Annotated in this window: 4 protein-coding genes; all 4 read left to right on the top strand. The window is 64.4% G+C overall.

All coding sequences use genetic code 11. From position 1 onward, the window contains the following. The first annotated feature begins 248 nt into the window (after nucleotides 1-248). Nucleotides 249-1,058, top strand: a complete 810-nt coding sequence (gene hutG / locus NKI01_RS05880; protein ID WP_352481267.1) for an N-formylglutamate deformylase — start codon at nucleotides 249-251, stop codon at nucleotides 1,056-1,058. Between the two features lie 32 nt (nucleotides 1,059-1,090). Next, the gene (hutU, locus tag NKI01_RS05875; RefSeq protein ID WP_352481266.1) at nucleotides 1,091-2,761 is read left to right on the top strand and encodes a urocanate hydratase; all 1,671 of its coding nucleotides are present in this window, start codon (nucleotides 1,091-1,093) and stop codon (nucleotides 2,759-2,761) included. An 8-nt stretch (nucleotides 2,762-2,769) separates the two neighbouring features. Further along, the gene (locus NKI01_RS05870) at nucleotides 2,770-3,357 is read left to right on the top strand and encodes a HutD/Ves family protein (RefSeq protein WP_352962214.1); all 588 of its coding nucleotides are present in this window, start codon (nucleotides 2,770-2,772) and stop codon (nucleotides 3,355-3,357) included. A 268-nt stretch (nucleotides 3,358-3,625) separates the two neighbouring features. After that, nucleotides 3,626-12,196, top strand: a complete 8,571-nt coding sequence (locus NKI01_RS05865; RefSeq protein ID WP_352962212.1) for a glycoside hydrolase family 94 protein — start codon at nucleotides 3,626-3,628, stop codon at nucleotides 12,194-12,196. The last annotated feature ends 233 nt before the right edge of the window (nucleotides 12,197-12,429 follow it).

Genomic DNA, 12,429 nt, shown 5'->3' with positions numbered 1-12,429 from the left:
ACACGGCCGGCAAAAAGCGAGGTCGGTGTTCACGGACAATTGCAAGGTCGCGTTCTGCCGCGCCCCCCTCTGCCCTGCCGGGCATCTCCCCCACGAGTGGGGAGATTGGCCGTTACACTGGCTTTCGCCAATCTCCAACGTTGCAGGACTGAGCGAGGCGCCGCAGCTGCCAATCTCCCCCCTTGTGGGGGAGATGCCCGGCAGGGCAGAGGGGGGCGCCGTAGAGCTCCAACGCGCGGAGACTTCTCATGACTTGGCTCACCGTCACCCGAGGCACGGCACCCCTGCTGGTTTCGATCCCGCATACCGGCATCGATCTGGCCGGCCTCGACAACCGACTTATCTCGCCCTGGCTCGGCCGCCGTGACGCCGACTGGTGGATCGACAAGCTTTATGATTTCGCCGAGAGCCTTGGCGCGACGGTGGTGCATACGGCGATCTCGCGCACCGTCATCGACGTCAACCGCGATCCGTCTGGCGTTTCGCTCTATCCCGGCCAGACGACGACTGGGCTCTGCCCGACCGAGACCTTCGACGGCGATCCGCTCTACCGCGAAGGCGAGGAGCCGGGGCCGTCTGAGATCGACGAACGCCGCGAAAAATTCTTCGTGCCCTATCATGCCGCGTTGCAGGCCGAGATCGACAGGCTGCGCGCTTTGCACGGGAAGATCGTCGTCTATGACTGCCACTCGATCCGTTCGGTGCTGCCGCGCCTGTTCGAAGGCAAATTGCCGGTCTTCAATCTCGGCACCAATGACGGCAAGAGCGCCGATCCGGCGTTGCAGGAGAAAGTCACGCAGATTGTCGCAGAAACCGGCGAGAGCTTTGTCGTCAACGGCCGCTTCAAGGGCGGCTGGATCACGCGTCATTTCGGCCAGCCGCAAGCCGGCGTCCACGCGCTGCAGATGGAGCTCTCCAACCGTGGCTATCTGCGCGAGCCCGAAGGCAAGGGCGAACCGGATAACTGGCCGGTGCCTTACGACGCCGAATTCGCAGCGCCGATCCGCGTCACGCTGAGAAAGATCCTGGAAACGGCGATCGCCTGGGCTGAACGCTGACGCACGGCGCACCTCACTCGAAAGGGACAATCATGACCGATCCTCGCCACAATATCCGTGAAGTGCGCAGCCCGCGCGGCAGCGAGCTCAACGCCCGCACCTGGCTGACGGAAGCGCCGTTGCGCATGCTGATGAACAATCTCGATCCGGACGTCGCCGAAAATCCCAACGAACTGGTCGTCTATGGCGGCATCGGCCGGGCGGCGCGCACCTGGAACGATTTCGACCGCATCGTTGCCTCGCTGAAGACGCTTGCCGACGACGAGACGCTGCTGGTGCAATCCGGCAAGCCGGTCGGCGTGTTCCGCACCCATGCCGATGCGCCGCGCGTGCTGATCGCCAATTCGAACCTCGTGCCGCACTGGGCGACATGGGAGAAGTTCAACGAGCTCGATAGAAAAGGCCTTATGATGTACGGCCAGATGACGGCCGGCTCATGGATCTACATCGGCACGCAAGGCATCGTGCAGGGCACCTACGAGACCTTCGTCGAGGCAGGCCGTCAGCACTATGGCGGCAATCTCAAAGGCAAATGGATCCTGACCGGCGGCCTCGGCGGCATGGGCGGTGCCCAGCCGCTCGCCGCGGTCATGGCCGGCGCCTGCTGCCTGGCGGTCGAATGCGATCCCGACCGCATCGATTTCCGGCTGCGCACCCGCTATGTCGATGAGCGCGCCGACACCCTCGACGAGGCGCTGGAGAAGATCGAGCGCTGGACCAAAGCCGGTGAGGCGAAATCGGTCGGCCTGGTCGGCAACACCGCCGACATCGTGCCGGAACTGGTGCGGCGCGGCGTACGCCCCGACATCGTCACCGACCAGACCTCGGCGCATGACCCGCTCAACGGCTATCTGCCCAAGGGCTGGTCGCTGGCCGAATGGCGCGAGAAGCGCACCAGCGACCCGAAGGCGGTCGAAAAGGCTGCCCGCGCGTCGATGCGCGAGCATGTCGAGGCGATGGTGGCGTTCTGGAACGCCGGCGTGCCGACGCTCGACTACGGCAACAACATCCGCCAGGTGGCGAAGGAGGAGGGGTTTGAGAATGCCTTTGCCTTCCCGGGTTTCGTGCCGGCTTATATCCGTCCGCTGTTTTGCCGCGGCATCGGCCCGTTCCGCTGGGCAGCACTTTCCGGCGATCCCGAGGATATCTACAGAACCGACGCCAAGGTGCGCGAGCTGACTCCTGGTAACACCCATCTGCACAACTGGCTCGACATGGCGCGTGAGCGCATCGCCTTCCAAGGGTTGCCGGCCCGCATCTGCTGGGTTGGCCTTGGCGACCGCCACCGGCTCGGCCTCGCCTTCAACGAGATGGTCGCCAGCGGCGAACTGAAGGCACCGGTGGTCATCGGCCGCGACCACCTCGATTCCGGCTCGGTCGCCTCGCCGAACCGCGAGACGGAGGCGATGAAGGACGGCTCCGATGCCGTCTCCGACTGGCCGCTGCTCAACGCCTTGCTCAACACCGCGTCCGGTGCCACCTGGGTGTCGCTGCACCATGGCGGCGGCGTCGGCATGGGCTTTTCGCAGCATGCCGGCATGGTTATCGTCGCCGACGGCACGCGTGAGGCGGCCAAGCGCCTTGAGCGGGTTCTGTGGAACGATCCGGCGACGGGCGTCATGCGTCACGCCGACGCCGGCTACGACATCGCGATCGAGTGCGCCAGGGAGAACCAGCTCAACCTGCCCGGCATATTGGGCTGAGCCGCGCCTTGCGCATCCTTCGGGCCTCGGAATACCGGTCGATGCCGTGGAAGAACGGCGGCGGCGTGACGACGGAGATTGCCGTCTCGCCGGCAGGTGCTGGGCTCGACGATTTCGACTGGCGCGTCTCGATGGCGCTGGTCGAGGGCGGCGGCCCGTTTTCCGGCTTTCCCGGCGTCGACCGGACTTTGGCCTTGCTGGAAGGCGAGGGCATGGTCCTCGATATCGCCGGCCGGCCGCCGGTCGAAATCACCAAGGCTCCCGCACCGCTTGCCTTTCCGGCCGACGTGCCAACGCAAGCGACGCTGATCGCCGGTCCGATCACCGACCTCAACGTCATGACCCGCCGGACCCGGGCGATCCACCAGATCGAGCGCCTGTTGATTTCGGCTCCGACGAAAATCCGGTTTGGAGCCGATGAAACACTCATCCTGTCCCTCGACGGCGAGCTTAGGGTGGCCGGCGCCGCGCCCGTGCAACTGGGGCCGCTCGATGCGCTGTTGCTCGGGCCGCAAGCGCCGGAACTGCGCCTTGATCCCGTCCGGCCGGCGATGCTGTTCGTGATCCGCATCGATCGCATTGCCGGCAACGATTAACGCCTGTTTCCAAACATGATCGAGACGCCGGTCAAATATTGCGTAAGCTGGTCCCTGCATCACGAAAAAGCCTGAATCTTCCGCCGATCAGAAGCCGAAACGATGCTCGGAGGCGCTCGCCTGGAAGTTGTCGAAAGACGACACCTTGTCGTGGTGCGGAAACAAACATTCGGCCAAGTGTTGCGATGCAACCAATTGCATTTGGACCGGTTTTAGGGACATTGCCGTGGCGGTGACGCCGCACTGCGTCCCCAACACGGAACCTTAGATGAATATCCAGACCAATCTCGCACAGATCGAAAAGACGAGCGCCAGCTTCCCGGCTGTCACCGACGAGCCGATACGCTCCCATTTCCTGACGGAAGATCGGCTGCGCGCGTTGGGCGCAGCCCTTGCCAATGGCGATGCCAAGGATTTGTTCGGGCTGACGCCTTTCGATTTTCAGGCGCGCATCCGCGACAGCGCCAGGAAGATTCTCGATGTCTACCGTTCCACCAACGCTGCCCAGGCGAGGGGCGAAACGATCACGCCCGCGGCACAGTGGCTGCTCGACAACAACTACCTGGTCGAGGAGACCATTTTCCAGGTCAAGCGCGACCTGCCGCGCCGCTTCTATCGCCAGTTGCCGACGCTGAAACTGTCCGACGGATCCAGCGTGCCGCGCGCGTTGGCGGTCGCATGGACCTATGTCGCGCATTCCGACAGTTCCGTCTCGTCGGCCATGTTCAAGGCGATCGTCGAAGGCTTCCAGTCCGTCGAGCCGCTGAAGATCGGCGAACTATGGGCGCTGCCGTCGCTGCTGCGCTTTGTCCTGATCGAGAATCTTCGCCGGATCGCGGTGCGCGTCAATCGCACGCGGGAGTTGCGCCAGATCGCCAACGAGGTCGCCGACCGTGTGCTGGCGACGGACGACAGCGCCGACCGGCAGACGATACTTTCCGGCTACAGCGCCCATGCGCAGGACACCACCTTCGCAACCCAGTTGCTCTACCGGCTGCGCGACGGCTCGCAAAATGCCGGCAGGGCGCTGGAATGGCTGGAGGGCGAGCTGGAAAGGACGGGCTCCGACGCCGAGGAAATCATCCTCAGCGAGCACCGCACGCTGTCCAGCGGCAATGTGACCACCGGCAACATCATCCGCGGCCTGCGCCTCATCAATGACATCGACTGGACGGTGTGGTTCGAGGGCGTCAGCCGCATCGACACTTTGCTGCGCGAGCGCACCGATTTCGCGGCGCTCGATTTCTTTTCGCGCGACCAATACCGGACTGCGATCGAGGAGCTGGCACGCCGTTCCGATCTTTCCGAATTTCGCGTTGCCGAACGGGCGATTGAACTCGCCGGCCATGCTGCCGATGCGCCGGGCTCCGAAACCGGTCCGATCGCTCACACCGACGTCGGCTTCTTTCTGGTCGGTCCGCGCCGGATGGAACTGGAGCGGTCGATCGGCTACCGGCCTACCATCGGCAAGACGATCAACCGGACGTTCCGCAAGACCGGATGGCTGGGCATCGTCGTGCCGGTGTTTGCGCTGACGGTCCTGCTTCTGGTCGTCTCCGGCAATGCGCTCGCCAATCTCGGCCTGTCAGTGCCGTCGATCGTCCTGATGCTGGCCCTGTTCGCGGTGCCGGCCAGCGAAGGCGCGCTCGCATTCTTCAACACCGTCGTCTCGCTGTTTTTGAAGCCGACGCGTCTCATCGGCTATGATTTCAGGCATGGTGTACCGCCCGAGGCACGGACGCTGGTGGTGGTGCCGTCGCTGATCGGCTCGCGCGACGACGTTGAGGAGAACATCCGCAACATCGAAGTGCATCACCTCGCCAACACGGCGGGCGAGATCCATTTCGCGCTGCTTTCCGACTGGCCGGACTCGAAGACCGAGATCGATACGGCGGATGTCGAAATCCTCGAATTCGCCCGCGCCGAAATCGCCCGACTGAACGCCCGCTATCCCTCGGATGGCGCGCCGCGCTTTTATCTGCTGCATCGGCGCCGGCTCTACAACGCCTCGCAAGGCGTCTGGATGGGCTGGGAGCGCAAGCGCGGCAAGCTGCACGAATTGAACCTCTTGCTGCGCGGCGACAGCGACACCACCTTCCTGCCGTTGGAAGTGCCCTTGCCGGAGAGCGTCGTCCACGTCATGACGCTGGACGCCGACACCCGCACAACCCGCGACGCCGTCGCTGCGCTGGCCGGCAAGCTTTGCCACCCGCTCAACCGTCCGCATTTCGACGCGGCCCGGCGCGAGGTCACGGCCGGCTATTCCATCCTGCAGCCGCGCATCACCGCGTCGCTGACCAGCGGCGACGAGGCGTCGTTCTTCCAGCGTGTCTTTTCCGCCAATCGCGGGCTCGATCCGTACGTCTTTGCCGTGTCGGACCTCTACCAGGACATCTTCGGCGACGGTTCCTTCACCGGCAAGGGTCTCTACCATGTCGATGCCTTCGAGGCGGCGCTGAAGGGCCGTATCGAGGAAAACACCATCCTCAGCCACGATCTGCTCGAAGGCGCGCTGGCGCGATCGGCCTTGGTCACTGACGTCGAACTGGTCGAGGACTATCCGACCCGCTATTCGGTCGACGCATCGCGCCACCATCGCTGGGCACGCGGCGACTGGCAGCTTCTGGGCTTCATCCTCGGCCCGCGCTCAAACGTGCCGGCGCTGTCGCGTTGGAAGATGGTGGACAATCTGCGCCGCTCGGTGACGCCGATCTTCTGGGTGATGGCCGCGATCGCCGGCTGGACGCTGCTGCCCTTCACGCAGGCGGCGCAATGGCAGGCGCTGCTGATCCTCACGCTGTTCATGGCGCCGACTTTCGACATCGTCAACGCCATCCTGCCGAAGAGCGGCGACCAGACGCCGCGCGGCCATTTCTCGGCACTGGCGCGCGACGTTGCCTTCGGTACCGCCCTGGTGGCGCTGAAGATCGTGCTGATGGCGCATCTTGCCTGGATGATGGGCGACGCGATCATCCGCACGCTCTACCGCCTGTTCGTCAGCCGCCAGAACCTGCTCGAATGGCGCACCGCCTCGCAGGCACACAAGGGCGGCGACAACGATCTCGGCTCCTATTACAGCATCATGTACGGCGCGGTGATCATCGGCGTCGTCGGCCTCGCTGTGCCGGTGCTGGCCGATTCCACCGGCGCCTTCGTCGCCTTCTTCTTTGCCTTGTTCTGGATCGGCTCGCCCGCCATCGCCTGCTGGATCAGCCGTTCGGCCGAAACCGAGGATCGCCTGCGCATATCGGCCGCCGATATCCACGCGCTGCGCACCGTGGCGCGGCGAACGTGGCATTATTTCGAGACCTTCGTGACGGCCGAGCATCACCATCTGCCGCCGGACAATTTCCAGGAAAGCCCGGCCCCCGTGGTGGCGCCCCGCACCTCGCCGACCAATATCGGCGTCTACCTGCTGTCCGTGATTTCGGCACGCGATTTCGGCTGGATCAGCCTCTCCGACGCCGTCAACCGCATCGACGCGACCATGTCGACCATCGAGAGCATGCCGCGCGATCGCGGCCATCTCTTCAACTGGTACGACACCACGACGTTGAAGCCGCTCTATCCGCTGTACATTTCTGCCGTCGACAGCGGCAATCTCGCCGGCCATCTGGTGGCCGTGGCCGCTGCCTGCGCCGAATGGGCGGAAGCGCCGTCGGTGCATGTGCAGGGCGACTTCGAAGGCATCCTCGACACCGTCACCATCCTCGACGAAAGCCTTGAGGAGTTGCCCGACGACCGCCGTCAATTGCGGCCCTTGCGCCAGCGGCTCGCCGACCGTCTCGACGGCATGCGGCGGGCGGTGGAATTGATCAAGGCGCAGCCGGAGATGGCGTCGATCCGCACTATCAACCTGGCCGTCCTGGCCGGCGAGATACGCAAGCTCGCGACAGCCATCCACACCGAGGCCGCATCGACCCAGAGCGACACCATCGCCGATTGGGCGGCCAGGCTCGAAGCCACCTGCGAGGCGCATGTCCACGACGCGCACAGCGACGAAAACGCCGTCGCGGCATTGCGGGCTAAGCTTCTGAGCTTGCGCGAGCGCACGCGCCGTTTCGCCTTCGAGATGGATTTCTCGTTCCTGATGCGGCCCGAACGCAAGCTCTTGTCGATCGGTTACCGGGTCGAAGAGCATCAACTCGACGAAAGCTGCTACGACCTTTTGGCCTCCGAAGCGCGGCTGACCAGCCTGTTCGCCATCGCCAAGGGCGATTTGCCGACCGAGCACTGGTTCCGGCTCGGCCGGCCGATCGTCGAGATCGGCTTCCAGGGCGCGCTGATGTCCTGGTCCGGCTCGATGTTCGAGTATCTGATGCCGCCGCTGGTGATGAAGGAGCCGCAAGGCAGCATTCTCAACCAGACCAGCAAGCTCATCATCAAGCGCCAGATCCAGTATGGCCGGTCGAAGAACGTTCCCTGGGGGATTTCGGAAGCGGCCTACAACGCCCGCGACCGCGAACTGACCTATCAGTACACCAATTTCGGCGTGCCCGGGCTCGGGCTGAAGCGCGGCCTTGGCCAAAACACGGTGATCGCGCCCTACGCGACCGTGCTGGCAGCGCAGTTCACGCCGCATGAATCCGTGCAGAACCTGGCCAGGCTGAGGCGGCTGGGCGCACTTGGCCGGCATGGCTTTTACGACGCGGTGGATTTCACGCCGCAGCGCGTCCCCGAGGGCACCGACCATGCCGTCGTGCTGAACTACATGGCCCACCACTCGGGCATGTCGATCGCCGCCGTTGCCGATGCGATCTTCGAGGGGCGCCTGCGCGACCGCTTCCACAGCGATCCGGTGATCGAATCTGCGGAATTGCTCTTGCAGGAAAGGGCGCCGCGCGACATCCCGACGGCGACCGTCAGGACCGAGGCCGACGAGCGCTCGAAGGACGAGACCGAACTCGAGAGCCCGGATACGCGTATCGTGCTCGATCCGCTCAGGGCGCTGCGCTCGACCAGTGTCATGTCCAACGGCCGCTACTCGGTCATGGCCACCGCCACCGGCTCGGGCTACAGCCGCTGGGGCGAACTTGCCGTCACGCGCTGGCAGCCGGATCCGACCGAGGACCGGCTTGGTTCCTACATTTTCCTGCGCGACGCCAGCAATGGCGACTGGTGGTCGGCCACCGCCGAGCCGAAGCGCGCCACCGACGAGCGTGTGCAGACGCTGTTTTCCGACGACAAGGCGAGCTTCGTCAAATCGATTGCGTCGCTGCGTTCGGAGGTCGAGTGCATCGTCATCTCGGAAGGCAATGGCGAGGGCCGGCGGGTAACGCTCTACAATGACGGCGCCGCCGACCGGCACATCGAAGTGACTTCGTATGCCGAACTGGTGCTGGGCTCCGAGCCCTCGGACAATGCGCATCCGGCCTTTTCGAAGATGTTCGTGGAAACCGAGATTGCACCGAACAACGGCGCGATTTTCGCCACCAGGCGCAAGCGCGAAAAGGACGAACCCGATGTCACCATGGTGCATTTCGTCACCGATCCGTCTGGATCGGCGCGTGATGCCGAGGCGGAAACCGACAGGCGCTCCTTCATCGGCCGCGGCCGCACCATCACGGACGCGGCTGCCTTTGATCCCGGCGCCAAGCTTGGCGGCCATTCCGGCTTCACCCTGGATCCGATCGCCTCGCTTCGCCGGCAGGTGCGCGTGCCGGCCAACAAGAAGATTTCGCTGACGTTCTGGACCGTCGTCGGCGCCGATCGCGCCGAATTGGATGCCGCTATCGCACGGCTCGACCATCCCGAAAGCTTCTCCCGCCAGGCGATGCTCGCATGGACGCGCTCGCAGGTGCAGACCCGTCACCTCGGCCTCAGCCTGTCCGACGCCGCCAATGTGCAGAAGCTGGCGCGCTACCTGATCTATCCCGATCCGTTCCTGCGCCTGCCCGGCGAATCCATCGCCTCCGGGCTCGGCAGGCAGTCCAGCCTGTGGCCGACCAGCATATCCGGCGATTTTCCCATTTTCCTGGTCAGGATCGCCGATGTCGCCGATCTGGAGATCGTCGCCCAGGCGCTTCGCTTCCAGGAATACATGCGCGCCCGCGGCATGATGATCGATTTTGTCGTCGTCAACGAGCAGGCTTCGTCATACGTGCAGGACTTGCAGCGCGCGGTCGAGACGCTGTGCGAAAACAGCCGGTTGCGCGGCAAGGAGCTTGGACCCCGCCAGCACATCTTCGCGGTGCGCCGCGATCTGATGGAGGAAACGACCTACAGGACTTTGCTCGCCGTCGCCCGGGTGGTGCTGCATACGCGTAACGGCACCATCTTCGACCAGATCGAGCGCGCCGAGGCCGCGGCACTGCAGGCGCGAGACGCCGCCCTCCAGCCGGCAGACCTTGCAGCGCTTCGCGAGCCGTCCTTGCCGGTGCCGACGGCGCAAGCGTTTGCCGCCCAGGCACTGGTCGAGGCCCGCGTCGACGGCAGCGGGCTCGATCAATGGAACGGTTTCGGCGGCTTCGACGGCGGCGGACGCCACTACGTCGTGCGTCTTGCCGGCCGGCGCACGACGCCGCAACCGTGGATCAACGTCATCTCCAACCCATCGTTCGGGTTCCACATATCGGCTGAAGGCGCTGCCTTCACCTGGAGCCGCAACAGCCGCGACTATCAGTTGACGCCGTGGTCGAACGATCCGGTCACCAACCGGCCGGGCGAGGGCATCTATATCTACGATCATGCCAGTGGCAAAGCGTTCTCGCCGCTGGCTGCCGTGGTGCGTGACCCGACAATGACTTACGAAACCTGGCACGGGCAGGGTTTTTCGACGTTCCGTTCAAAACGCGGGCCGCTGTCGATGGACCTGACCCATGTCGTCGATCCCGTCGATCCGGTGAAGATATCGCGGCTGCGCATCCAGAATTCGGGTTCGGCGCCGATGCGGCTACGCGTCTACGCCTATGCTGAATGGGTTCTTGGCGGCCATCGTTCGCGCACCGCGGCAAGCATCGTTCCGTCCCGGGATGCCGCGACCGGCGCTCTGCTGGCGCAAAATCCCTATGGGCTCGATTTTGGCGAACGGATCGCCTTTCTGGCCGCCGACGGTGCGGTGCATTCCGTCACCGCCGACCGCGGCGAATTCATCGGCAGGCTGGGCACCAGCGAGCTTCCGCATGCCGTGCTGAGCGGCGCCGGCCTGTCGGGCCGTGTCGAGGCCGGCGACGATCCCTGCGCGGCCATCGCACGCGACATCGACATCGCTGCCGGTGGCGACGTCACGCTGCTCTGGCTGCTCGGCGACGCGGCCTCGCCCGAGGAGGCCAGCGCGCTGGTGCAGACCCATCGCTCCAGGGATTTCGATCAGCGGCTGGCCGACAATGAGCGCACGTGGCGCGGCTTTCTCGACACCATCCAGGTCGAGACGCCGGACAAGGCACTCGACGCCATGGTCAATCACTGGCTGCCCTATCAGAGCCTGGCCTGCCGCATCCGTGCCCGCTCTGCGTTCTATCAGGCAAGCGGTGCCTTCGGCTTCCGCGATCAACTGCAGGACACCTTGGCCTTGCTGGCGCATGACCCCAAGCTGGCGCGTGATCAGATCCTCAATGCGGCGCGGCGGCAATTTCCCGAAGGCGACGTGCAGCATTGGTGGCTGCCGCGCACAGAGGCAGGCGTTCGCACCATGATCTCGGACGACGTGGTCTGGCTGGCCCACGCCACGGCGCGCTACCTGCTGGTGACGGGCGATACCGCGATCCTGAAGGAGCAATTGCCCTTCATCGAGGGGCAGGCGCTGGGCGAAGGCGAGCACGATGCTTTCTTCATCCCGGAAATCTCGAAGAAGACAGCCTCGCTCTATGACCATTGCGCGCGGGCGCTCGATCTTGCCGTCAAGCGCAGCAGCCCAGCCGGGCTGCCGCTGATCCTCGGCGGCGACTGGAACGACGGCATGAACCGCGTCGGCGAGCACGGCAAGGGCGAGAGCGTGTGGCTGGGCTGGTTCCTGCTGAAGACGCTGGGCGACTTTGCCGCTGTCGCCAAGGCGCAGAGCGATGCCAAGCGCGCGCAGGCCTGGACAAAGCACGCCGAGATGCTGAAGCGGGCGCTGGAAAGCACCGCCTGGGATGGCGAGTGGTATCGGCGCGGCAGCTTCGACGACGGCACGCCGCTCGGCTCGCGCAAATCGGACGAGTGCAAGATCGACTCGATCGCCCAGTCCTGGAGCGTGCTTTCGGGCGAGGGCGACCCGGCGCGGTCGACGACGGCAATGGGGCAGGCGCTGAAAACGCTCGTCGACGACGAGCTCAAGATCGTCAAGCTGTTCACCCCGCCGTTCTCGAGGACGGAAAAGGACCCGGGCTACATCAAGAGCTATCCGCCGGGGGTCCGTGAAAACGGCGGCCAATACACGCACGCGGCGACATGGTTCGTCATTGCGCTCGCCGAGATGGGTCGCACCGACGATGCCTACCGTTGCCTTTCGATGCTCAATCCGGTCAACCATGCACTCGATGAAGCCGCGGCAGAGCGCTACCGGGTGGAACCCTACGTCGTCGCGGCCGACGTTTATTCCGGGCAGGACAAGGGCGGCCGCGGCGGCTGGACCTGGTATACCGGTTCGGCGGGCTGGCTTTATCGCGCGGCGGTCGAGAGCATTCTCGGCATCGAGCGTCGCGGACAGCGCATTCAATTCACGCCGAGACTTCCCAGCCATTGGGACGGTTATTCGGCGACCCTGAAGATGCTGGGCGCCGAGATCAAGGTACGCGTCGTCCGCGACAAAAAGGCTCGGGCCATCTCACTTGAAGTGAATGGCACGAAGACCAAATCTTCGTCCTTCGAGCCAAAAGCCGGAGACAACGCCGAGGTGATCGTCAGAATACCGGCCTAGATTCAAGGGCTTGGAGCGTCCCTTGCGCTTCCCCAGGGAACGCACGGGCACTCCAAGTGCCTCTACCGGTTATATTTGCGTTTGACCTTGCTGAATGCCTGCACACGACTTTAGACGTCGTGCCCGGGGTCTTGCTGATTAAGATTGTGGCAGTGCTTTCCAGCTGCCATGATTTTGCCGCAACGCTGACATTTCACCTTTTATCTCAAACTGTTAGACGATCACGGCAAATT

The organism is Mesorhizobium sp. M0815 (genome assembly GCF_040319995.1).
Classification (GTDB): domain Bacteria; phylum Pseudomonadota; class Alphaproteobacteria; order Rhizobiales; family Rhizobiaceae; genus Mesorhizobium.
Note: the sequence above shows the minus strand (reverse complement) of the source record. Positions and strands in the feature narration are given on the sequence as shown.

Bases quoted from the DNA above. Each gene is read 5' to 3' on its own strand.
- NKI01_RS05865 (WP_352962212.1), top strand. From the start codon at position 3,626: ATGAATATCCAGACCAATCTCGCACAGATCGAAAAGACGAGCGCCAGC.
- hutU (WP_352481266.1), top strand. From the start codon at position 1,091: ATGACCGATCCTCGCCACAATATCCGTGAAGTGCGCAGCCCGCGCGGC.
- hutG (WP_352481267.1), top strand. From the start codon at position 249: ATGACTTGGCTCACCGTCACCCGAGGCACGGCACCCCTGCTGGTTTCG.